The following is a 21,702-nucleotide window of genomic DNA, read 5'->3' as shown; positions in this document are numbered from 1 at the left end:
GGCCGCTGGGTCACATCAGGACCGGCCCCGCTCGATGACATTCGTGAGCACCACGATGCTCTCGCTGCGCTCGATCCGAGCCGTCGACCGGATGCGTTCCAGTGCCTCTTCGAGGTGGCGCATGTCGCGAGCCAGCACATGCAGGATCGCGTCGGCGGTACCGGTGACCGTGGCCGCACTGACCACCTCGGGAATGTCGATCCAGGCCGTGCGCAATTGATCCGGGGCGATCGTGCCCTGGCAGAACACCTGCACGTAAGCCTCGGTGCGCCACCCCAGCACGTTGCGGTCGATCACAGTGGTGAAGCCCCGGATCACCCCGTCGGACACCATCCGGTCCACCCGGCGCTTCACCGCGGGAGCCGACAGGTTCACGCGCTGTCCGATCTCGGCGAACGTCGCCCTGGCGTTCTCGGTGAGTTCGGCCAGGATCCGCTCGTCGGTGTCGTCCAGACGCTCCATGTCGACCTCCACGCAACAAACCGCCGCAGTATGGCAATTCATGCAATGTATCCCTGCTCAAGACGCAACAAGAAGCGATTGATTGCGTCACAGCGGCTTCATATCGTCGAATCATGACGATTTTCGATGAAGTCATGCCTGACGCTGCGCCCGCATCCGGGGCCGCAGCACCCGCGCGGGCCGCGACCAACCGCCACTACGCCATGACCGCCCCGCAGTACTTCACCGTCGAATACGCCATCAACCCGTGGATGGACCCCGCCAGCCCCGTTGACACCGCGCTCGCACTGTCACAGTGGGAAACGCTGCGCCGGGTGTACGCCGATCTGGGCCACACCGTCGACCTGGTGGCCCCGCGCGCCGGTCTGCCCGACATGGTCTACGCCGCCAACGGCGGCTTCCTCGTCGGCGACACCGCCGTGGTCGCCCGCTTCGCCTACCCTCAGCGCGCCGGTGAGGCCGACGCCTACGCCGAGTGGATGACCGCCGCCGGCTACCGGACCGTGTTCACCGATCACATCAACGAGGGCCAGGGCGACCTGCTGCTCGTCGGATCAACCTTGTTGGCGGGATACGGTTTTCGCACCGACCGACGTGCCCACGACGAGATCGGGGCCGCTACCGGCCTTGACGTGGTCAGTCTGGAACTCGTCGACCCGCGGTTCTATCACCTCGATACCGCGCTGGCCGTCCTCGACGATTCGACCATCGCCTACCACCCCCCGGCCTTCACTGCCGCGGCCCGAAAGCGTCTGACCGACCTGTTCGGTGACGCGATCGAAGTGGGCTCCGCCGACGCCTTCGTCCTCGGCCTCAATGTGGTGTCCGACGGTCGGCACGTCGTGATGCCCGCCGCCGCCACCGGATTCGCCGACCAGCTGCGCCGGACCGGCTTCGAGCCGATCGGCGTCGACCTGTCCGAACTCCTCAAAGGCGGCGGATCCGTCAAATGCTGCACCCTGGAGCGGTATCGATGACCATGCTGGACAGAGTGGACAGCCAGGCCGCCCCGGACCCTGCGACCGCCGCCGCGATCACACTCGACGATCGCTATGTCGCCCACAACTACTCACCACTGCCCGTGGTCGCCGAAAGCGCCGAAGGGGCCTGGATCACCGATGTGACGGGCCGCCGCTATCTCGATTGTCTGGCCGCCTATTCGGCCGTCAACTTCGGTCATCGCAACCCGGAGATCATCGCCACCGCCCACGCCCAACTGGACCGGCTGACGCTGGTGAGCCGCGCCTTTCACTCCGACCGGCTCGGGCCGTTCGCCGAGGCACTGGCCGGGCTGTGCGCGAAAGACATGGTGCTGCCGATGAACAGCGGCGCCGAGGCCGTAGAGAGCGGCATCAAGGTGGCCCGCAAGTGGGGCACCGACGTCAAGGGCGTGAAAGCCGACAGCTCGAATATTGTCGTAGCGCACAACAACTTCCACGGTCGCACCACCACCATCATCAGCTTCTCCGACGACGACACCGCCCGCCGCGGCTTCGGGCCCTACACGCCCGGATTCCGCTCGGTGCCATTCGGCGACGATCGGGCGCTGGCCGAAGCGATCGACGAGAACACGGCCGCCGTCCTGATCGAACCGATCCAAGGAGAGGCGGGCATCATCGTCCCGCCCGCCGACTACCTGCCACGTGTCCGCGATATCTGTACCCGCAACAACGTGCTGATGATCGCCGACGAGATCCAGTCCGGACTGGCCCGCACCGGCCGAACCTTCGCCTGCGAGCACTGGGGTGTGGTGCCCGACGTGTACCTGCTCGGTAAGGCACTGGGCGGTGGCGTGGTGCCGTTGTCCGCGGTCGTTGCCGACCGCGATGTCCTCGGTGTGCTGCACCCCGGCGAACACGGCTCGACCTTCGGCGGCAATCCACTGGCCACCGCTATCGGCTCCACGGTGGTGGGCATGCTGCGCCGCGGCGAATTCCAGCTCCGTTCAACCCAACTCGGGGAGCATCTGCACAGCCGGCTCACCGGGTTGATCGGGCACGGCGTGACGGCCGTGCGTGGCCTGGGCCTGTGGGCAGGAGTCGACATCGACCCGGATCTGGGCACCGGCAAGCAGTTCGGCCTGGCGTTGGCCGAGCGTGGTGTGCTGGTGAAGGACACCCACGGATCGACGCTGCGGTTCGCCCCACCCCTGGTGGTGACCGCCGACGAGCTCGACTGGGCCGTTGACCGATTCGCTGACACCCTGGCCGAGGCGCGCCGATAATCGGTTGACCGGCCGCAAGGAGGCACCATGTCCGCCCCAGCCAACAACCTGACCAGCCAGATGTTGCGGCGCAGGCCGGTCATGGGAGCACCTGTCGCCCACGGCGCTTCCGACCACCTCAAACGAAGTATCGGCACATTCCAGCTGACGCTGTTCGGCGTCGGCGCCACCGTCGGCACCGGCATCTTCATCGTGCTGCAGCAGGCCGTCCCGAAAGCCGGCCCCGCAGTGCTGGTGTCGTTCCTAGTCGCCGGCGTCGCGGCGGGGCTGTCGGCCATCTGCTACGCGGAAATGGCAGCGGCCGTACCAGTTTCGGGCTCCACGTACTCCTATGCCTACACCACCATGGGCGAGTTCATCGCGATGGGCGTCGCGGCCTGCCTGCTTCTCGAATACGGCGTCTCGATGTCAGCCACCGCGGTCGGTTGGAGCGGCTATCTCAATCAACTGCTGGACAACCTCTTCGGTTGGCGGTTGCCGCACGCCCTGTCCGCGGCCCCATGGGGCGACAACCCCGGATTGATCAACCTGCCGGCGACAGTCCTGATCGTCATGTGTGCGCTCCTGCTGATCCGCGGCGCCAGCGAGTCCGCCGCGGTCAACACCGTCATGGTGCTCCTCAAACTGTGTGTGCTCGGCATGTTCGTCGCCATCGCGTTCACCGCGTTCACCACCGATCACTTCGCTGGGTTCTGGGAGAAAGGGTTCACCGGCATCACCGCCGCGGCCAGCACCATCTTCTTCACGTTCATCGGCCTGGACGCGGTGTCCACTGCGGGCGACGAGGTGAAGAACCCGCAGAAGACCATGCCGCGGGCGATCCTCGGAGCACTGATCGTCGTCACCAGCATCTACATCCTGGTGGCGTTCGCCGGCCTGGGCACGCAATCCGCGGACGAGTTCGGGTACGACGAGCAGTCCGAGGCCGGGTTGTCGGTGATGCTCACCAACATCCTGCACGGCCAGACCTGGGCCAGCACCGTGCTGGCCATGGGCGCGGTGATCTCGATCTTCTCGGTGACCCTGGTGGTGATGTACGGCCAGACCCGCATCCTGTTCGCGATGGGACGCGACGGCCTGCTGCCGCCGATGTTCGCAAAGGTGAACCCGCGCACCATGACTCCGGTGAACAACACCGTCGTGGTCGCCGCGGTGACCGGCACCCTGGCCGGATTGGTGCCGCTGGACTACCTGTGGGACCTGGTGTCGATCGGCACCCTGGTGGCATTCATCGTGGTGTCGGTCGGGGTGATCATCCTGCGGGTGCGTGAGCCGGATCTTCCGCGGGCCTTCAAGGTTCCCGGTTACCCGGTGACACCGGTCCTTTCGGTACTGGCCTGCCTGTTCGTGCTCTACGGCCTGCCACACATCACCTGGCTCTGGTTCAGCCTCTGGGTCGCCTTCGTCCTGGCGTTCTACCTGCTGTGGAGCCGCCATCACAGCGCATTGAACGACGGCGGTGACGGCTACATCCCGGGTGCGGCGGCCGGCGAGGACGACGTCAAGACCACTCCCAGAACCGAGGACAGCCGATGACCGTCGTCGTCGGGTATCTGGCCGGCAAGGGCGGAGCGTCGGCGCTGCACCTCGCAGTCGGCGCGGCCCGCACCCTGAACACCTCACTGGCCGTGGCCACCGTCGTACCGCGTCCGTGGCTGAACCCGTCACCGGCGCGCGTCGACGCCGAATATGCCGAGTACGCAGCGCAGTTGGCAGCCTCGTCGGCCGAGCAGGCGCGGCAACACGTATCCGCACTCGACGATCGCCTCGACGTCAGCTTCCACAAGTTCGCGCACCGGTCGGTTTCCGGCGGACTGCTGGAAGCCGTCGATTCGCTCGGCGCCGAGGTGCTCGTTCTCGGTTCGGCGTCCGATGGCCAACTGGGCCAGGTGGTGGTCGGTTCGACCGCCGACCGGCTGCTGCACTGCTGCCCGGTTCCGTTGGCGATCAGCCCGCGCGGGTACCGTCGGTCGAAATCTGCTGCGCTGGCACGTATCACGTGCGCCTACCCCGGCTCACTCGAAGCGGTGGCGGTGGTTCAGCAGGTCGCCGACCTGAGCCGGCGACTGGCTACGCCGATGCGGCTGGCCACATTCGCAGTGCGGGGACGCAACATGTACCCACCGACCGTCGGGCTACATGCCGAGGACGCGATCCTGCAAGAGTGGGTGAAACAGGCCCGGCAGGCGATGATCCGGCTGAGAGACGAGAAGGTGATCGGCGAGGACGTCGATCTGAAGGTCGTCACCGGCAACGACTGGAGCGAGGCGATCGATGCCATCGACTGGATCGAGGGCGAGATCCTGGCGATCGGAACCTCACCCGGCGGCGCGGTCGCCCGGGTTTTCCTGGGCTCGCACGGGTCAAAGATCCTGCGGCACAGCCCGGTTCCGGTTCTGCTCCTACCGGGCTAACCCCGGCGAGCAGACGCGGAAGCACCCGGGTTGGCCCGTTTCCGGGTACCGGGGCGTCTGCTCGCCGGGAAAGGCTCGCGGAAAGGTCAGTACTTGAGCACGCCGCGGTCGACGGCAATCTGGCTGCCCGACAGCGTTGCCGAGTTGTCACTGGCCAGGAACGCCACCACGTCGGCGACCTCTTCAGGCGCCATGAAGGCCGCAAGTCCCTCGTTCTTGCCGTCGGTCACCTTGTGATACGGCATCGGGGCGAAGCTGTGCAGGAAGCTGGGGAACTTCGAGAAGATCTCGGCCATGGCCTCCGGCTCGATCATCGGAGTGTCGATCGAGTAGGGATGGATCGAGTTGACCCGGATGCCGTACTCGCCCACCTCGAGAGCCAGCGTGTTGGTCAACGCCACCAGCCCGTGTTTGGAGGCAGCGTAGTGGCCGTTGCCCGGGGTGGCTTTCACACCGGCCGAGGAGCTGACGATGATGATCGATCCACCGTTGCCTGCCTCGATCATGGCGGGCACCGCGGCCCGGATGGTCCGCCAGGTGCCGTTGAGGTTGACGTCGATGACGGTGTCGAACTGCTCGGGGCTCAGCTCCCACAACCGACCCCAGCTGAGCACACCGGCGTTGGCCACCACGATGTCGAGCCGGCCGAACTGCTCGACGCCGTCGGCCACCACCTGCTGCTGTGCCGCCAGGTCGCGGATGTCGACCTCGCGTGCGAGCACCTTGCGGCCCGCAGCCTCCACGGCGGCAACGGTCTCGGCCAGATCCTCCGATGTCGCGGCCGGATAGGTGATTGTGCCGTCGACGGGCCGGCAGACGTCGATCGCGATGATGTCGGCACCCTCGTTGGCCAACCGCACCGCGTGCGCACGCCCCTGTCCGCGTGCAGCGCCGGTGACGAATGCCACGCGACCTTCCAGTGTTCCGTTACCTGCCGCCATCCCAGGGTCCTTTCAGTGAGCCTGGCCACAGGCTAACAGCAGAAGTAGAACGTGTTCCTGGCCGATACCGATCAGTGGGAGGACCGCCGATCGGGGCTGGTCACTCGGGGCCTGCGCGGGTTCATCCACCGCCTGATCAGAGATCGGCGATGATCTGCTGTCGTTTGGCCGCGTATTCCTCTTCGCTGACGGCACCGGTGGCACGCAGGGTCTCCAGTTCCTGAAGGCGTTGAGCGGTCGACGGGGCCGGCGGAGCCATGAACGGGGCCGCTGCAGGCGCGGCAACCGAGGGCGCCGGCGCCGGCGCCTGTTGCGCGGCCGCGCGCCGCACGACGGCCTGAACCTGTTCGCGGGCCGCCGGGTTGGCCCGCAGATCGACCATGTTGTTGATGGCGATGCCGTGAGACTTGAGGATCTGCAGGATCTCCATCAACGGGCCGGACTGACCGGTGAGGTCGTAGGTCTTGTTCTCCTCCGCGATCGTGAACGTCGCGGGCATCAGACCGCTGACCAGACTGCTTCTCTCCCAATCGATCCGGTACTCGTTGGTGGTCGGGTCCACCATGGCGACCAGTTTGCGGTTGGTGATCATCGGAAGCCGCGACACCGAGGCGAGCACGCGATCCTGAGTGGCGAACGGTGCGATGCCGGGTCCCGAGATCTGCAGGTCCAGCTTCACCAAAGGCTGCTCGTTGATGCGGGTGCCGGTCTCGTGGATGCCGGTGACCTGGGCCAGGGCCAGCACGCCGACCTGTTCGAGTTTCTCGTTCTGCGCCGCCGATTTCGCACCGGCTGCCGTGATCCCCAGCGCGATCAGGATGTCGATCGCGGTGATCAACAGGCCGGCCCAGAACATCCACTTCATCATCGGATCGCCGCCCGCGACGAAGTAGATGACCAGGAAGATGGGCCCGACGATGCCACACAACAGCACGAAGGCCTGAATGCGTACGTACCGCCAGAAAGTGGACATCGCAGGCTCCTGCCGTCGGTTGGGCGCCATCAGATTAGCGCCAACAGCCGCCGAGATCAGGAGTGAACGACTCCATCCGTCGACCCGCCCACCGGCACGGTCTGCTGCTGCATGGGCGACGGGCCCAGCATCCGGTACAGCGGCCAGGTCCAGCGGTAGCCGCCGCCGCTCGAACGGGCATAGCTGGTGTGCACGGCGATAGCGGTGGCCGTCACTTCTTCGTCGTCCGAATCGTAGTCACAGACCGCGTCGCCGCGATCGCACACGCTGATCGTGCGACTGCCGACCGAGGGCGACATGGGGCCCGGCGCATGGGCCAGGATCGGCCAGTCCTGCGCGACACCCTTCCTGGTGCTCACTGCGGTGGCCGTGCCCAGGTTCACGGTGGGATCGGCAGGCAGGCGGTCTCCGTCGGCGACCAACAGAGCCGCAGCCAGATTCGGGCTGCCCGCCAAGCCTGCCAGGTTACGGTGGACCACCATCGCGCCCTGCGAATACCCGGCAAGTACAACCTCGCTGGAGGGACACCGCTGGGTGAACGCCGCGTATTGGTTCCCCAGCGCCGCCACCCCGGCGTCGACACTGCTCATGAAACCGCCCCAGCCCAGCAGATCGCCGTCCGCCGGCACCGGGGCCGCCGGGTAGGCCACTGCCTCGGCCGTAATCGTCCGACCGTCCTGCTGCACCCACTGGGACAGATCACGCAGCGAGTTGTAGACCACCCGGCCCATGCCGGCGTCGACCGTGGGATCGTCACGCTCACCCGAACCGGCGACGCCGATCCAGTGCACGTCCGGGCATCCCGGCGCTGCCTGCGCCACACCCGCCGCAAATCCGACCGCCGTGCCGGCCAGCACGACAGCCGAAGCCACCGAGGCCAATGCCCGTTTCCGTCGCACCATGTCCGTCCCCAACCCGTGTAGCTCACCTATGCAATAAAGATCGTCTCACCTATCACAGCCGTTACACCGGACGCAGCAAGAACACACCGGAAATACAAAAGCGGCACTCACCCGAAGGTGAGCGCCGCTTTCGCAGTGCTAGGTCAGATCATCACTTGATGATCTTGGTAACGCGGCCGGCGCCGACGGTACGGCCACCCTCGCGGATCGCGAAGCGCAGGCCCTCGTCCATGGCGACGGGCTGGATCAGCTTGACGGAGATGTCGGTGTTGTCACCGGGCATCACCATCTCGGTGCCCTCAGGAAGGGTCACCACGCCGGTCACGTCCGTGGTACGGAAGTAGAACTGCGGACGGTAGTTGTTGAAGAACGGCGTGTGGCGGCCACCCTCGTCCTTGGACAGGATGTAGACGCTGCCCTCGAACTCGGTGTGCGGGGTGGTGGTGCCGGGCTTGACCACAACCTGGCCACGCTCGACGTCCTCGCGCTTGATGCCACGAACCAGCAGACCGACGTTGTCGCCCGCCTGGCCCTGGTCGAGCAGCTTGCGGAACATCTCCACACCGGTGACGGTGGTCTTGGTCGTGGTCGGGCGGATGCCGACGATCTCGACCTCTTCGTTGACGTTGATCACGCCACGCTCGACGCGACCGGTCACCACGGTGCCACGACCGGTGATGGTGAAGACGTCCTCGACGGGCATCAGGAACGGCTTGTCGGTCTCGCGAACCGGATCCGGGATCGACTCGTCGACGGCCTCCATGAGGTCCTCAACCGACTTGACCCACTTCGGGTCGCCCTCGAGCGCCTTCAGCGCGGAGACGCGGATAACCGGGGCATCCTCGTCGAACTCCTGGGCGGCCAGCAGTTCGCGGACCTCCATCTCGACGAGCTCCAGGAGCTCCTCGTCGTCGACCATGTCCGACTTGTTCAGCGCCACGAGGATGTAGGGCACACCCACCTGACGGCCCAGCAGAACGTGCTCGCGGGTCTGCGGCATCGGGCCGTCGGTCGCGGCGACCACCAGGATCGCGCCGTCCATCTGGGCGGCACCGGTGATCATGTTCTTGATGTAGTCGGCGTGACCGGGGGCGTCCACGTGGGCGTAGTGCCGCTTCTCGGTCTGGTACTCCACGTGGGAGATGTTGATCGTGATGCCGCGCTGACGCTCTTCAGGCGCATTGTCGATCTGGTCGAATGCGCGCGACTCGTTCAAATCGGGGTACTTGTCGTGCAGAACCTTGGTGATTGCTGCAGTCAGCGTCGTCTTGCCGTGGTCAACGTGACCGATGGTCCCGATGTTGACGTGCGGCTTCGTCCGCTCGAACTTCGCCTTCGCCACTGTGGTGTCCTCCTGGACTTGTTGGTGCTTTGGTTAAAGCAATGATGATGTGTTCAGTTGTGAGCCGCGACAGTTGCCGCGACGAGCTTACTGACCCGTCGCCTTCGCGATGATCTCCTTCGACACGTTCGCCGGAACCTCGGCGTACGAGTCGAACACCATGGAGTAGTTAGCCCGGCCCTGGGTCTTCGACCGAAGGTCGCCGACGTAGCCGAACATCTCCGACAGCGGCACCTGCGCCTTGACGACACGCGCACCGCTGCGCTCCTCCATGGCCTGGATCTGACCACGGCGGGAGTTCAGGTCGCCGATCACGTCACCCATGTAGTCCTCGGGTGTAATGACCTCGACAGCCATGATGGGTTCCAGGATGACCGGCTGGGCCGCCTGAGCAGCCTTCTTCAGCACCTGCGAACCCGCCACCTTGAACGCCATTTCCGAGGAGTCGACCTCGTGGTAGGCGCCGTCAAGCAGCGTCACCTTGATGTTCACCAGCGGGTAGCCGGCCAACACGCCGTACTGCATGGCGTCCTGCGCACCGGCATCCACCGAAGGGATGTACTCGCGCGGGATGCGGCCACCGGTGACCTTGTTCTCGAACTCGTAGGTGGCACCGTCCTCGCCGACAAACGGCTCGAGGTCGATGAGCACCTTCGCGAACTGGCCGGAGCCACCCGTCTGCTTCTTGTGGGTGAATTCGACCTTCTCCACCTTGCGGCGGATGGTCTCGCGGTAGGCCACCTGGGGCTTACCGACGTTGGCCTCAACCTTGAACTCGCGACGCATGCGGTCCACCAGGATGTCCAGGTGCAGCTCGCCCATACCGCCGATGACGGTCTGGCCGGTCTCCTGGTCCAGGTGCACCTTGAAGGTCGGATCCTCTTCGGCGAGCTTCTGGATCGCGGTGCCCAGCTTCTCCTGGTCACTCTTGGTCTTGGGCTCGATGGCCACCTCGATCACCGGATCGGGGAAGGTCATCGACTCCAGCACGACCTGCTGGTTCGGATCGCACAGGGTGTCACCGGTGGTGGTGTCCTTCAGACCGATCACGGCGTAGATGTGACCAGCGGAGGCCGACTCGACCGGGTTCTCCTTGTTGGCGTGCATCTGGAACAGCTTGCCCAGCCGCTCCTTCTTGCCCTTGGTGGCGTTGATGACCTGCGCACCGGACTCGACCTTGCCCGAGTACACGCGCACGTAGGTGAGCTTGCCGAAGAAGGGGTGCACGGCGATCTTGAACGCCAGCGCGGCGAACGGCTCGTCGGTGGACGGCTTGCGCAGAACCTCTTCGTCCTCCTTGCCGGGGACGTGGCCCTTGACGGACTCGACATCCAGCGGCGACGGGAGGTAGTCGATGACGGCGTCCAGCATCGGCTGCACACCCTTGTTCTTGAACGCGCTGCCACACAGCACCGGGTACAGCTCGCTGGCCACGGTCAGCTTGCGGATGGCGCCCTTGATCTCGTCGATCGTGAGCTCTTCGCCGCCGAGGTACTTCTCCAGAAGCGCCTCGTCGGTCTCGGCGACCGTGTCCAGCAGCTCGCTGCGGTACTCGGCGGCCTTGTCGGCCAGATCCGCGGGGATCTCGACGGTCTCGTAGCTCTCACCGAGCTTGGTCTCGCCGCGCCACACCTTGGCGTTCATCTCGACCAGGTCGATGATGCCCTCGAAGTCGTTCTCGGCACCGATCGGCAGCTGGATCACCAGCGGCTTGGCGCCGAGGCGGTCCTTGATGGTCTGCACGGTGAAGTAGAAGTCCGCGCCGAGCTTGTCCATCTTGTTGACGAAGCAGATCCGGGGCACGTCGTACTTGTCGGCCTGACGCCACACCTGCTCGGACTGGGGCTCAACACCCTCCTTGCCGTCGAAGACGGCAACGGCACCGTCGAGCACACGCAGGCTGCGCTCCACCTCAACGGTGAAGTCGACGTGCCCGGGGGTATCGATGATGTTGATCTGGTTGTTGTTCCAGAAGCAGGTGACGGCTGCGGAGGTGATGGTGATACCACGCTCCTGCTCCTGCTCCATCCAGTCGGTGGTGGAGGCACCGTCGTGCGTCTCACCGATCTTGTAATTGACGCCGGTGTAATAAAGGATGCGCTCGGTCGTCGTCGTCTTGCCGGCGTCGATGTGCGCCATGATGCCGATGTTGCGGACCTTGTTCAGGTCAGTCAGCACGTCCTGTGCCACGGAAGTCTTCCCAACTCTTTCGCTTGCTTGATTAGGTGTTCGATTGCGCGCGTACCGGCACCCGACGCTGGATGCCGGGCGCGGGTATCACCAGCGGTAGTGCGCGAAAGCCCGGTTCGCTTCGGCCATCTTGTGAGTGTCCTCACGGCGCTTCACAGCTGCACCCAGACCGTTGCTCGCATCCAGGATCTCGTTGGCGAGGCGCTCGATCATGGTCTTCTCACGCCGGGCCTTGGAGAAGCTGACCAGCCAGCGCAGAGCCAGGGTGGTGGAGCGATCGGGGCGAACCTCGACCGGAACCTGGTAGGTGGCACCACCGACGCGGCGGCTACGCACCTCGAGGGCGGGCTTGACGTTGTCGAGCGCGCGCTTGAGGGTGACGACCGGATCGGTGCCGGTCTTGTCGCGAGCCTGCTCCAGCGCACCGTAGACGATGCGCTCCGCCAGTGACTTCTTGCCGTCCAGCAGAACCTTGTTGACCAGCTGAGTGACCAGCTGCGACCCGTAGACCGGATCGTTGACCAACGGACGCTTCGGCGCGGGACCCTTGCGCGGCATCAGCTCTTCTCCTTCTTGGCGCCGTAGCGGCTACGGGCCTGCTTGCGGTTCTTGACGCCCTGGGTGTCCAGCGACCCGCGGATGATCTTGTAACGGACACCCGGAAGGTCCTTCACACGACCGCCGCGCACCAGCACCATCGAGTGCTCCTGCAGGTTGTGGCCTTCACCGGGGATGTAGGCGGTGACCTCAACCCCACTGGTCAGCTTGACGCGCGCGACCTTGCGAAGCGCCGAGTTCGGCTTCTTCGGGGTGGTGGTGTACACGCGGGTGCACACACCACGGCGCTGCGGGCTGCCCTTGAGGGCCGCGGTCTTGACCTTCGCGACCTTGTCGCGGCGACCCTTGCGGACCAGCTGGTTGATGGTTGGCATGTACCGGCTTTCTCTGTGTTGCTCTCTACTGTTCTAAGTCTCTGTACTGCAGTTATCCCCCGGCCGCGTACCCCGCGTCCGGGCGTGTCGCACGTGCTTACACCGGTGGAATTCCGATGCGTGTTAGACATGCAGATTGGCCCGGCGTGCGGGCACGCCTGCGAAACACTCAGCCGCAGGCGTCTTCCGGCCAGGCACGATCTACCACGATACCAGGGCTGGCCTCGCCGAACCAAACCCGCTCACGACGACCTATCCCCAGGTCAGACGCTACGACTCTCGCTGCCCCATACCGGCGGCCAGTCGTCGCAGCATATCGGTGAATACCGCATCGGTGTCGATATCGTCCATAACCCCGGTCATTTCCAGGAGTACGAAGCCGTGCAGAGCCGACCAGAACTGCAGCGCGGCGTAGAAGGCATCCTCGCCTTCCAGCCCATAAGACGTCAGCACCTGGATGACCGGTCCGGCCGCGTTCCTGGTGGCAGCCGAGTACTCCGGATCGTCACCGCCGAACGGCATCCGGGTGAAAGCCGAGTAGCGACCCGGATGGTGGTGGGCGTAGCTGCGGTAGGCGCTGGCCATCACCGACACGGCATCGTCACGGGTGCGGCCGGAGCCGACGGTGTTGAGCATCTCGATGATGTCGTCGATCACCCGCATCCGGACCGTGCGTCGCAGGTCGTCCAGGCTGTCCACGTGGTTGTAGAGCGACGGGCCCTTCGTGCCGAGCTGATTGGCCAGGGCATTGATGGTCAGCGCGTCCCAACCCTCGCGGTCCAAGAACGTCAACGCCGCATTGACAATCGCGTCACGGCTGAGCTTCGTGGTCCGCGCCGGCCGTGACGGAGAGCGTCGAGTGCCAGCCGCCTGTGGCTCCGGCCGAGCTGACATGTAGGTACTGCCTTCGAGTCGATGTGATCGACCCCACCGTTGGGGTCGCCGTGAAACTGTAGCCCCTCAGACAGCGCAGATCAGTTGACCCGGCCCTGACTGAGCCGGGCGAGTTTCTCGATGACCTGACACAGATCGGGCAGCGTGGCCGGATTCATCGTCTGGATCGACCACGTGATGACGTCTTCGCCTTTGGCCACATAGATGCTGCACACATTTGCGTCGGCCGCCCGGAAGCCCTTGTTCCCGTCGATCGACAATTCGGTGAGCGTGCGTCCGGCCCGGGTCTCCAATGTCCGTTCGGTGTCCATGTCGCTGCCCCGGTACCACCACGTGGAGATGCCCATGCCGGCACCGAACGTGCCCAGCACCGAGTTCTCCTGCCAGAAGCACCCGTTGTCGCTGACCACGGCCTTGGTGAACATCGACGATCCGACGGCATCGGTGATATCGGCGTCGGTGACCCCGTTGCAGTCCGCGCCATGGAAACCGCCGCCGGGAGCTGCAGGCCCGGGAGCCGGCGACGTGTCCGACGGCCCGCAGGCGGTCAGCAACGCCACTGCGGCTGCGAAGCCGACCAAGTACCTCGCGGCGAGGCAGCGATGCGTCACGGGTCAGAGTTCCGATTGCAGGGTGGCCGAGAGCAGCTTCTTGGCGTCCTGGCAGGGGTCGCCCTTGGCAGCCGGTCCGGCACCGGCCGCGCGACGGAACTGCACCCACCAGCTGATGACGCCCGATCCGGCCGAGGCGGTCGCCGAGCAGGCCGCGCCGGTGACATCGCGACGGGCGAGGAATGCCTGGTGCCGCTCCACCACGGTGTCGGTGATCTGGGCGTCGCGACTGCGGGCCACCGCCCGCTCCCGATCCAGGGACCCTTCTTCGAACCAGGAGAAGATCACGTCGAGCATTGCCGGCCCGCCGGCGTTCGGCGTCCCGCCGGTCTTACGCGACAACACGTACTGGCACACCGCGCCGCTGTACGGGCGCACCACATTGTCTGCGGCAAGGATCTCCTGGACCGTGCTGTCGACCAACAGACCGCACCGGTCGTCGACGTACCCGAAACTGCGATCGGGATCGGCGGTATCGGCCGACGCACGGCGGGCAGCCCCGTCGATGGTGTGCGAACACCCCGCGACGGTCACCACGGCTGTGACTGCCACGGCAGCAGCATGAACAACACACCGGCGCATTGCTGAACACGGTACCCAGCACCGACACCACACGCGACCCGTCGGCAACCGCCCGTCAAACTGACGAACACCTGCCGTCACCGCGACAGCGCCACGTACTCTTCTCGCAGCGCATCGGAAGGGGAACTCATCGTGAATTGGACAGCTGTGAGCCGGACAGTGATGGCCGGTCTGGTCGCATTGCCGTTGGCGCTCACCGTCGGCGCGCCCGGCGCCGCAGCCAAGAACGGTGACACCACCGTCACCGGCCAGAGCCTGGAACAAACAATCGACTGCAACAACGCCACGCTGCTCGTCAACGGATCCAACAACCGGGTCAACGCCTTGGGCACCTGCTGGGCGATCACGGTTCAGGGGACGTCCAACGTGATCGTCGCCGACAATGTCATCAACGACATCACCGTGTACGGCTGGGACCAGACGGTGTTCTTCAAGAACGGCGACCCGATTATCGTCGACCGCGGCCGAGAACTGGCGATGGTCAACCAGATCAGCCGCGTTCCCGCCTGACCAAGCCTGAGGAAGAAAGCAGAGGCAGACCCCGTGCTCACCCGTTTCCCCCATACCCAGCTGGTCCTCGCGGTCGGCGCCGCCGCGGCCGCTCTCACCCTGGCGGCCTGTGGATCCGAAAGCTCGGACACCGCCACCCCCAGCGCCACTGCGGGAGAATCCGGGGTCAATGTCGAGGTCGGCAACACCATCAACTACATGTCGGTCGGCACCACGACCGACATCGACTGCGCCGACGGCAAATCCCTCACGGTGGGCGGCACCAACAACACGCTGACCGTCAAGGGCACCTGCGCGAACGTGAACATCGGCGGTTCCGACAACAAGATCACCTTCGAGCGGATCGACAAGGGCCTCACCATCATCGGGCTCAACAACACTGTCAGCTACGCGGCGGGCGACCCGAAGGTCACCAATACCGGCAGCAACAACAAGGTCAACAAGGGCTAGCTCGCGCTGGCACCGTGCCGGCCGGCTCCCCCGGCGAACCGACCGGCTCCCTCGGCCGCCTCACCCGCGACCCGGTTGATGCTGGCGAACTCGAATTCCATTGCTGCCTGCTCGGATTCGCCCCACTGATGCAGTGCCGAGAGCCGGTCGGCCCGCAGACATTGCTGTGGGAGCCGAGAGAGCTGGGCGGCGAGCTCCTCGGCATGTTCGCGGGCCTGGCCTTTCGGGACCACCCGGTTGGCCAGACCGATCGCGTGGGCCTCGGCGGCGTCGACGGCGCGTCCGGTCAGGATCAGGTCCATGGCGCGGCTCTGCCCGATCAGCCGGGGCAACCGGACGGTGCCGCCGTCGATCAGTGGCACTCCCCACCGGCGGCAGAACACGCCCATCACCGCATCCTCGTCGACCACGCGCAGGTCACACCACAGGGCCAGCTCCAATCCGCCGGCCACGGCGTGGCCGCTGATCGCCGCGATCACCGGCTTGGACAACACCATTCGGCTCGGTCCCATCGGCCCGGGTCCGGCGGGGTCCAGCCGGTTCACCTGAGGTGTGCCGAAGGCTTTGAGGTCGGCACCGGCGCAGAAGGTTCCACCGGCCCCGGTCAGAACCGCGACCGCCGCGTCGTCATCGGCGTCGAACTGCTCGAACGCGGCGAACAAGGCCGCCGCGGTAGGACCGTCGACCGCATTACGGGCGTGCGGGCGATCGATGATGACCGTGGTCACCGCCCCGTTGCGTTCGACCCGGACAGCTTCGGTCACGTCGCCTCCATGAGTTCGTTCTGATCGCGCCGATCAACGAGTTCGGCAGCGAAGTCGTTGTAGGCCTTACGCAATTCAGTACCCGGCCAACTGCCCGGCAGCAGTTCGTCGGGCAGCACGGGGTCCGAGAGCAGGTGACGCACGATGCCCGCGGCCGCGACGAACCGTCCTGGAACGTCGGCCGCGTCAGCCATCTCGTCCAACAAGTGCTCGCCGGTGCGCCGCCAGCCGGGAAGGTCCCACAGCGCGGCGACCAGGCCGGCCGGATCGTCGTCCCGGGTGTGCAAGACCCGCACCCGATGGGTGATCTCCTGCGGCAACGCCTGGTCGAGATTGTCCGGGCGCATCCACACGCCCTCGCGCAGCTCACCGAACCGATACTGCTGCAGGGTGTTCCGCAACGACGCGCGGGTACGGGCGTCGGTACCGACGCTGGTGATGACCAGCGTCAGCCATTGACCGCCATACTCACGCAACCGGGGATCGATCGCGTCGTCCTGGCGGCGCTGACGGGTCAGCAGCCGGTCCGACAGTCGGTAACCGTCCTCGGAGCGAACCAGGTCACCGGCACTGACCATGCGCGTCAGCGCCACCCGCAGCGTCGGCTCTCTGATGTCGAAATCGGCTGTCAGCCTGATCAGCTCGGCGGCACTCGCCCATGCCGGATGCGCGCCGAGCAGCACGCTCAGCACCACCGAGCGGGCCGTCATCCGTTTGAGCGCGGACATCTCAGACCCCGGAAGACCTGCGCCCGTAGTCACCCATCGGTTCGTCGCGATGGCGCACCGCCTCACGGAAGCCGTGTTCGACGGCGTCGGCCACGAAGGCGTGTCCTTCGGGAGTGTGCCGGGCGATGCCGTCGAACACCGTACTGACCATCCGACTGGTGGCAACACCCTGCTGCAGCAAGGCGGAGTTGCAGGCCAGCTTGGCCATGATGAGCTGGTTGACGGGCATCGCGGCGATGCGCGCGACGAGACGCTCGGTGCGCTCGTCCAGATCCTCGGGCTCAGGCGCCTCCACGGCCAGACCCCATTCGGCGGCCTGCGCGCCGGTGATGCAATCCCCGGTGAACAGAAGGCGTTTGGCGCGTTGATCCCCCAGCCGGTGCGCCCACAGGCCGGCGGCCGGAACGCCCCATACCCGCATGGGCGGATAGCCGATCTTGGCGTCGGTGGCGGCGATCACCTGGTCAGCGTGCAACGCGATGTCGGTACCGCCGGCCACGCAGTAGCCGTGGATCTTGACCACGGTCGGCTTGTCGGCATGCATCAGGCTGGAGAATCCACGCACGAACCGGCTCATCATCTGGTAGTCGACCATCGGGTCCCAGGGTTGGTCCGGGAGGTGGTTGATGGCCTGGGTTCTGCCGGACAGCACGGTTCCGTCGTAACGGCCACCCCCGGCCTCGCCGGTTCCATCGGCGTAGGCCGACAGGTCGAACCCGGCGCAGAACCCCTCGCCGCGGCCCGACACCAGGATGACGTGGACGTTCGGGTCCAGGTCAGCCCGCTCGACCAGCATCTGCAGTTCCAGTGGGGTGTCGGCGACGATCGAGTTGCCTTTTTCGGGGCGGTTGAACGTGATTCGTGCGATCCGGTCGGTGACCTCGTAGGTCATCGTCTTGAGCGTCTCGACGCTCATCCCTTGACCAGCGCCCGCTCGAGGATCGGGGCGAGGTCGAGCCCGGTCGGCAGCGTGCCGAAGGCCTGACCCCGCTGCCCACCGAGCCGGCTGGCCAGGAAAGCCTCGGCCACCGCGGGGTGGCCGTGCCGCACCAGCAGCGCGCCCTGCAGTGCGAGTGAGATGTCCTCGGCCACCTTGCGCCCCCGGTACTGGATGGTCTCGAGGTCCGCGAGGTCGTTCTGCAACGACGTGACGTGACGGTCCAGGCGCGGATCCTGACCGGCGGTCTTGGACAGTTCGTCGAACAGCACCGCGACACTCTCCGGCCGGGTTGCCATGGCGCGCAAGGTGTCCAGCGCGCTGACATTGCCTGAGCCTTCCCAGATGCCCATCAGCGGAGCCTCGCGATAAAGCCGCGGCATACCGGATTCCTCCACATAACCGTTGCCGCCGAGGCATTCCATCGCCTCGGCGGCGTGCGGGGTGGCCCGCTTGCACACCCAGTACTTGCCCGCCGCCAGACCGATGCGGCGCAACAGCGCTTCACGCTCGTCACCGCGCACCGCCTTGTCGGTGGCGCCGGCCATCCGCATCGCCAGCATGGTCGCCGCCTCGGCCTCTACGGCCAGGTCCGCGAGGACGTTGCGCATCAGCGGCTGATCGATCAGGTAGGCGCCGAATGCCTTCCGGTGCTGGGCGTGGTGCACGGCCCGAGTCAGGCCGGTGCGCATGCTGGTGGCACTACCAAGGGTGCAGTCCAGACGCGTGAGGTTGACCATCTCGATGATGGTCGGCACGCCGCGGCCCTCCTCACCAACCAGCCAGGCCGTGGCACCGTCGTACTCGACCTCACTGGAGGCGTTGGCGTGATTGCCGAGCTTGTCCTTGAGGCGCTGCAGGAACATCCGGTTGCGGCTGCCGTCGGGCAGGATGCGCGGCAGGAAGAAACAGCTCAGGCCGCCCGGGGCCTGGGCGAGCACGAGGAAGATGTCCCCCATCGGGGCCGAGGTGAACCATTTGTGCCCGCGCAGTGAGTAGGTGCCGTCACCGTTCGGTGTGGCCTCGGTGGTGCCGGCGCGAACGTCGGAGCCGCCCTGCTTCTCGGTCATCGACATGCCCGCGGTGATACCGGCTTTCGTCGTCGCGAGCTTCAGTTCGGGGTCGTACACCCGGCTGGTCAGCAGCGGCTCGTAGACCGCGGCCAGCTCGGGGTTGAACCGCAGCGCGGGCACGACGGCATAGGTCATCGAGATCGGGCAGACGTGCCCGGGCTCGACCGTCCACACCGAGGTCTTGGCGGCCCGCACCACGTGCGAGCCCTCCCGCTCATCGGCCCACGGGGCACCGTGCAGGCCGTGGGTGACGGCCACATTCATCAGCTCGTGATAGGCCGGGTCGTATTCGACCTCGTCGATCCGGTTGCCGTAGCGGTCATGGGTGTGCAGCACCGGCTGATTGCGGTCGGCCAGCTCACCCCAGCGCTGCGCCTGGACGCTGCCGTTGATCGCACCTAGTTCGTGGACCTCGTCGATGCCCCACTCTCCGCCTTCGCGGATGAGGGCCTCGGCGAGCACCGGCGAGGTGGCGGGGTTGTAGTCCTCCAGCGTGGGGACCTGATTGGTGACGACGTGCGTATCAGCCATGCACCCAGTGTTACAAATTCTCGACAACTGCACAATAGTTGTAATAGGACGGCCACCCCGGCCGATCGCCCGTTGTCACGCTGGAGTGGCTCTCGACTCCGGGTGCCACCCCAGCGTGACGCTCGACGATTGGGCCCACGTGCCGGACCCGAGCGCGTCACGCCAGCGTGGCGCTCGCGGTCGACGGCCACGCTGGCGTGACAGAACGGGCCTGACAGAGCGGGCGTGACAAACGCGTCAGAACTGGCGTGGCAACAGGGGCACCCCGGCCGATCGCCCCCGGCCCGCGAATCAGGCCGGGTCGAGTTCTCCGACGACGGTCGGTACGTCCTCGTTGTCGCGGGGTTGTTCGTCGCGCTCCGCCGAGCCCGCAGACCGCGTTTCGTACCGATTGAGCGCGAACAACACCACGGCCGCCAAGGTCCAGCCGAGCAGGATGTCGACCACGTAGTGCTCGGCGGTGTATACGAGTGTGAAGGCCATGATGAGCGGATAGGCCACCAACAACGGCCGCCATCCACGGTTCACCCGGTTCCACAGGAACACCGCTACCGCCGCGGTCAGGCCGGCGTGCAGGGACGGGATGGCCGCGACCAGGTTCACGCTGGCCTGGCCCTGGTCGATCAATGCCGTCGCGGTGTGCAGGTGGAGCTTGCCCCAACCGCGGGTGACGATCCGTTCGATCCAGTCGTGCGCACCGTCCTGACTGCCCTGCATGGCGCCGAGCAGGCCTCCGTCGACGGCTACACGCGCCGACCGGAACATGCACCCCGGGCCCGACGGGCCGCCGTCGACATCGTCGGCGGTGCATCTCGCCGCGGCCCACGGCGGCGCGGCAGGCAACAGCGCATAGATGACCAGCGCCGCGAACGACAGTCCGACGAACAACCGCACGAACCGCTTCCACTCCTCGCGGTCACGCAGCCACAGCACACCGGCCACGACGTAGGGAAGGATGAAAAAAGACATGTACACCGTGCTGATCACGACCTCCCACCACGGCGGGTGGAGCAGTTTCAGCCGCTCCTGCAGCCACACCGTGGGCACCGTGCCGAAGAACATCCACCGATCCGCGTCGACCTGCCAGTGCCACAGCGTCGGCCGACCGACCAGGGTGGCAGCGCCCCGGCTCAGGTCGTAAGCGGCCAGCACCAGTGCGAATGGCAGCCAGTCGCGGATGACGTAGAGCATCCGGCGCCCCTGCCCGATACTCGCTGCCAGCAGACCGGTCGCGATGTAGAGCAGCAACAATTCCCGGTTGAAGGCGAAGCCGTCGGTGACGGTGCGGTAGATGACCACAGCCGCCCACCCGGCGATCGCGCAGTACCGCAGTATGCGCAGCCGACTGGCACGGTTGGTCGCGCCTGATTGCGCGGGAGCTTCTTCGGTTACCGAATCATCTACCGCGGTCACAGAGGTGACGTTAGTTCACCTTTGCGTCACGGTGCCGTTGAAAACGGTTCAAGTTGCCGAACGTGTCAGCCGACGTGCTCGCGGAGAAACGCGATGTCGTCCTTGCGTCCCTCTTCTGCGGTCTCACAGATCACGGGCGCATCGGCCGCCTTGACCACCGCCGCCAGCAACTGCAGATCGATCTGCCCGGCACCGAAATTGGCATGACGGTCGGCGCCCGAGCCGGCCGCATCGCGCGAGTCATTGCAGTGCACGAGGTCGATGCGTCCGGTGATGCCCTTGATCCGGTCTACCGCGTCGATCAGCGCCTCCCCCGCCGCCCACGCATGGCAGGTGTCGAGACAGAAGCCAATTCCTTTGTCCCCGATGTGATCCCACAACCGGCTGATCGTGTCGAAATGCCGCGCCATGGCGTGATCCCCGCCTGCGGTGTTCTCCAGGTACACCGGCACGTCGGTGTTCAGATAGTCCAGCGCCTTGGCCCATCGCTCGAACCCGGCGTCCATGTCGTTGTCGTCAGCGTGGCCGCCGTGCACGATCACCGCGGTCGCGCCGATCTCGGCGGCGGCGTCGCACGTGTCCTGCAGGATCTTGCGGGACGGGATCCGCACCCGGTTGTTGGCCGAGGCCACGTTGATCAGGTACGGCGCATGCACGTACAACGGCACCCCCGAGGCCTTGAGCACCTCGGCGTCCTCGCGGGGCTTGGGTTTTTTCCAGCTCTGCGGGTTGCCGAGGAAGAACTGCACCACGTCGGCGCCGTCTGCGGCGGCCGCGGCCAATGGATCGGTGTTGTCTACATGCGAGCCGATGAGCACGCCGCCAAGTC

23 protein-coding genes are annotated in these 21,702 nt (G+C 66.0%); 6 read left to right on the top strand and 17 right to left on the bottom strand.

Features of this window, described 5'->3' with window-relative positions:
- Positions 1-15: 15 nt before the first annotated feature.
- The gene (locus AC4ELS_RS21415) at positions 16-462 is read right to left on the bottom strand and encodes an Rv2324 family transcriptional regulator (protein WP_448448220.1); all 447 of its coding nucleotides are present in this window, start codon (positions 460-462) and stop codon (positions 16-18) included.
- Between the two features lie 113 nt (positions 463-575).
- Here AC4ELS_RS21415 and ddaH point away from each other — a divergent pair, with 113 nt between their 5' ends.
- The 4 genes from ddaH to AC4ELS_RS21395 are packed head-to-tail and all read left to right on the top strand — an operon-like array spanning position 576 to position 5,100.
- Positions 576-1,439: a dimethylargininase gene (ddaH, locus tag AC4ELS_RS21410; protein WP_499049206.1), complete on the top strand. Its 864-nt coding sequence runs from the start codon at positions 576-578 to the stop codon at positions 1,437-1,439.
- Entirely contained in the window at positions 1,436-2,686 is a 1,251-nt protein-coding gene (gene rocD, locus AC4ELS_RS21405) for an ornithine--oxo-acid transaminase (RefSeq protein ID WP_499049203.1), read from the top strand. Before ddaH ends, rocD begins: the two co-directional genes overlap by 4 nt.
- A 27-nt stretch (positions 2,687-2,713) precedes the next feature.
- Positions 2,714-4,222 (top strand): amino acid permease, encoded by a 1,509-nt coding sequence (locus tag AC4ELS_RS21400; protein WP_499049200.1) that lies wholly within the window; start codon positions 2,714-2,716, stop codon positions 4,220-4,222.
- The gene (locus AC4ELS_RS21395) at positions 4,219-5,100 is read left to right on the top strand and encodes a universal stress protein (protein ID WP_499049197.1); all 882 of its coding nucleotides are present in this window, start codon (positions 4,219-4,221) and stop codon (positions 5,098-5,100) included. Before AC4ELS_RS21400 ends, AC4ELS_RS21395 begins: the two co-directional genes overlap by 4 nt.
- Before the next feature lie 86 nt (positions 5,101-5,186).
- Here AC4ELS_RS21395 and AC4ELS_RS21390 read toward each other — a convergent pair whose 3' ends face one another.
- The 10 genes from AC4ELS_RS21390 to AC4ELS_RS21345 all read right to left on the bottom strand — a co-directional run bounded on the left by AC4ELS_RS21390 (position 5,187) and on the right by AC4ELS_RS21345 (position 14,467).
- Positions 5,187-6,041, bottom strand: coding sequence for an SDR family mycofactocin-dependent oxidoreductase (locus tag AC4ELS_RS21390; RefSeq protein WP_448448215.1), 855 nt, complete (start codon positions 6,039-6,041; stop codon positions 5,187-5,189).
- Positions 6,042-6,177: 136 nt separating this feature from the next.
- The gene (locus AC4ELS_RS21385; RefSeq protein WP_499049194.1) at positions 6,178-7,014 is read right to left on the bottom strand and encodes an SHOCT domain-containing protein; all 837 of its coding nucleotides are present in this window, start codon (positions 7,012-7,014) and stop codon (positions 6,178-6,180) included.
- Between the two features lie 56 nt (positions 7,015-7,070).
- Positions 7,071-7,916, bottom strand: a complete 846-nt coding sequence (locus tag AC4ELS_RS21380) for a cutinase family protein (RefSeq protein WP_448448214.1) — start codon at positions 7,914-7,916, stop codon at positions 7,071-7,073.
- Between the two features lie 151 nt (positions 7,917-8,067).
- Positions 8,068-9,258 carry an elongation factor Tu gene (gene tuf / locus AC4ELS_RS21375; protein WP_003881870.1) on the bottom strand — a complete coding sequence of 397 codons (1,191 nt, stop codon included), beginning with the start codon at positions 9,256-9,258 and terminating at the stop codon, positions 8,068-8,070.
- 87 nt (positions 9,259-9,345) lie between these two features.
- Positions 9,346-11,448, bottom strand: a complete 2,103-nt coding sequence (gene fusA / locus AC4ELS_RS21370) for an elongation factor G (RefSeq protein ID WP_064932890.1) — start codon at positions 11,446-11,448, stop codon at positions 9,346-9,348.
- A gap of 87 nt (positions 11,449-11,535) precedes the next feature.
- Complete coding sequence (gene rpsG / locus AC4ELS_RS21365; RefSeq protein WP_003881868.1) at positions 11,536-12,006, bottom strand: 30S ribosomal protein S7; 471 nt, start codon at positions 12,004-12,006, stop codon at positions 11,536-11,538.
- Positions 12,006-12,380 carry a 30S ribosomal protein S12 gene (gene rpsL, locus AC4ELS_RS21360; protein ID WP_003881867.1) on the bottom strand — a complete coding sequence of 125 codons (375 nt, stop codon included), beginning with the start codon at positions 12,378-12,380 and terminating at the stop codon, positions 12,006-12,008. Before rpsL ends, rpsG begins: the two co-directional genes overlap by 1 nt.
- Positions 12,381-12,650: 270 nt before the next feature.
- The gene (locus tag AC4ELS_RS21355; protein WP_055110023.1) at positions 12,651-13,274 is read right to left on the bottom strand and encodes a TetR/AcrR family transcriptional regulator; all 624 of its coding nucleotides are present in this window, start codon (positions 13,272-13,274) and stop codon (positions 12,651-12,653) included.
- Positions 13,275-13,354: 80 nt separating this feature from the next.
- On the bottom strand, positions 13,355-13,834 hold the full coding sequence (locus AC4ELS_RS21350) for a DUF3558 domain-containing protein (protein ID WP_499049190.1): 480 nt from the start codon (positions 13,832-13,834) through the stop codon (positions 13,355-13,357).
- Positions 13,835-13,888: 54 nt separating this feature from the next.
- On the bottom strand, positions 13,889-14,467 hold the full coding sequence (locus AC4ELS_RS21345; protein WP_064886315.1) for a DUF3558 domain-containing protein: 579 nt from the start codon (positions 14,465-14,467) through the stop codon (positions 13,889-13,891).
- Positions 14,468-14,629: 162 nt separating this feature from the next.
- Between AC4ELS_RS21345 and AC4ELS_RS21340 the strand changes: the two genes are divergently transcribed.
- Together AC4ELS_RS21340 and AC4ELS_RS21335 are read left to right on the top strand one after the other, a co-directional pair.
- Positions 14,630-14,977 (top strand): DUF3060 domain-containing protein, encoded by a 348-nt coding sequence (locus AC4ELS_RS21340; protein ID WP_413784937.1) that lies wholly within the window; start codon positions 14,630-14,632, stop codon positions 14,975-14,977.
- Between the two features lie 33 nt (positions 14,978-15,010).
- On the top strand, positions 15,011-15,427 hold the full coding sequence (locus AC4ELS_RS21335) for a DUF3060 domain-containing protein (protein WP_064886317.1): 417 nt from the start codon (positions 15,011-15,013) through the stop codon (positions 15,425-15,427).
- Here the strand turns inward: AC4ELS_RS21335 and AC4ELS_RS21330 are convergent.
- The 6 genes from AC4ELS_RS21330 to AC4ELS_RS21305 form a co-directional block, all read right to left on the bottom strand.
- Positions 15,424-16,191, bottom strand: a complete 768-nt coding sequence (locus AC4ELS_RS21330) for a crotonase/enoyl-CoA hydratase family protein (RefSeq protein ID WP_448448213.1) — start codon at positions 16,189-16,191, stop codon at positions 15,424-15,426. The genes AC4ELS_RS21335 and AC4ELS_RS21330 overlap by 4 nt on opposite strands.
- Positions 16,188-16,919, bottom strand: coding sequence for a PaaX family transcriptional regulator C-terminal domain-containing protein (locus tag AC4ELS_RS21325; protein ID WP_499049187.1), 732 nt, complete (start codon positions 16,917-16,919; stop codon positions 16,188-16,190). Before AC4ELS_RS21325 ends, AC4ELS_RS21330 begins: the two co-directional genes overlap by 4 nt.
- A gap of 1 nt (position 16,920) precedes the next feature.
- Positions 16,921-17,835 (bottom strand): crotonase/enoyl-CoA hydratase family protein, encoded by a 915-nt coding sequence (locus AC4ELS_RS21320; protein ID WP_064959287.1) that lies wholly within the window; start codon positions 17,833-17,835, stop codon positions 16,921-16,923.
- Positions 17,832-19,460: an acyl-CoA dehydrogenase family protein gene (locus tag AC4ELS_RS21315; protein ID WP_499049184.1), complete on the bottom strand. Its 1,629-nt coding sequence runs from the start codon at positions 19,458-19,460 to the stop codon at positions 17,832-17,834. The genes AC4ELS_RS21320 and AC4ELS_RS21315 overlap by 4 nt, the downstream gene beginning before the upstream one ends.
- Positions 19,461-19,751: 291 nt before the next feature.
- Entirely contained in the window at positions 19,752-20,873 is a 1,122-nt protein-coding gene (locus AC4ELS_RS21310) for a phosphatase PAP2 family protein (protein ID WP_499049181.1), read from the bottom strand.
- A 65-nt stretch (positions 20,874-20,938) separates the two neighbouring features.
- Complete coding sequence (locus tag AC4ELS_RS21305) at positions 20,939-21,691, bottom strand: deoxyribonuclease IV (RefSeq protein ID WP_499049178.1); 753 nt, start codon at positions 21,689-21,691, stop codon at positions 20,939-20,941.
- Between the last annotated feature and the right edge of the window lie 11 nt (positions 21,692-21,702).

The organism is Mycobacterium shunyiense (assembly GCF_058270035.1).
The sequence above is the reverse complement of the archived record's forward strand: the minus strand, read 5'-3'. Positions and strand labels throughout refer to the sequence as shown.

Bases quoted from the DNA above. Each gene is read 5' to 3' on its own strand.
- rocD (WP_499049203.1), top strand. From the start codon at position 1,436: ATGACCATGCTGGACAGAGTGGACAGCCAGGCCGCCCCGGACCCTGCG.
- AC4ELS_RS21325 (WP_499049187.1), bottom strand. From the start codon at position 16,919: ATGTCCGCGCTCAAACGGATGACGGCCCGCTCGGTGGTGCTGAGCGTG.
- AC4ELS_RS21395 (WP_499049197.1), top strand. From the start codon at position 4,219: ATGACCGTCGTCGTCGGGTATCTGGCCGGCAAGGGCGGAGCGTCGGCG.
- ddaH (WP_499049206.1), top strand. From the start codon at position 576: ATGACGATTTTCGATGAAGTCATGCCTGACGCTGCGCCCGCATCCGGG.
- AC4ELS_RS21340 (WP_413784937.1), top strand. From the start codon at position 14,630: ATGGCCGGTCTGGTCGCATTGCCGTTGGCGCTCACCGTCGGCGCGCCC.
- AC4ELS_RS21315 (WP_499049184.1), bottom strand. From the start codon at position 19,460: ATGGCTGATACGCACGTCGTCACCAATCAGGTCCCCACGCTGGAGGAC.
- AC4ELS_RS21380 (WP_448448214.1), bottom strand. From the start codon at position 7,916: ATGGTGCGACGGAAACGGGCATTGGCCTCGGTGGCTTCGGCTGTCGTG.
- AC4ELS_RS21400 (WP_499049200.1), top strand. From the start codon at position 2,714: ATGTCCGCCCCAGCCAACAACCTGACCAGCCAGATGTTGCGGCGCAGG.
- AC4ELS_RS21385 (WP_499049194.1), bottom strand. From the start codon at position 7,014: ATGTCCACTTTCTGGCGGTACGTACGCATTCAGGCCTTCGTGCTGTTG.
- AC4ELS_RS21345 (WP_064886315.1), bottom strand. From the start codon at position 14,467: ATGCGCCGGTGTGTTGTTCATGCTGCTGCCGTGGCAGTCACAGCCGTG.
- AC4ELS_RS21320 (WP_064959287.1), bottom strand. From the start codon at position 17,835: ATGAGCGTCGAGACGCTCAAGACGATGACCTACGAGGTCACCGACCGG.
- rpsG (WP_003881868.1), bottom strand. From the start codon at position 12,006: ATGCCGCGCAAGGGTCCCGCGCCGAAGCGTCCGTTGGTCAACGATCCG.
- AC4ELS_RS21355 (WP_055110023.1), bottom strand. From the start codon at position 13,274: ATGTCAGCTCGGCCGGAGCCACAGGCGGCTGGCACTCGACGCTCTCCG.
- rpsL (WP_003881867.1), bottom strand. From the start codon at position 12,380: ATGCCAACCATCAACCAGCTGGTCCGCAAGGGTCGCCGCGACAAGGTC.
- AC4ELS_RS21415 (WP_448448220.1), bottom strand. From the start codon at position 462: ATGGAGCGTCTGGACGACACCGACGAGCGGATCCTGGCCGAACTCACC.
- AC4ELS_RS21390 (WP_448448215.1), bottom strand. From the start codon at position 6,041: ATGGCGGCAGGTAACGGAACACTGGAAGGTCGCGTGGCATTCGTCACC.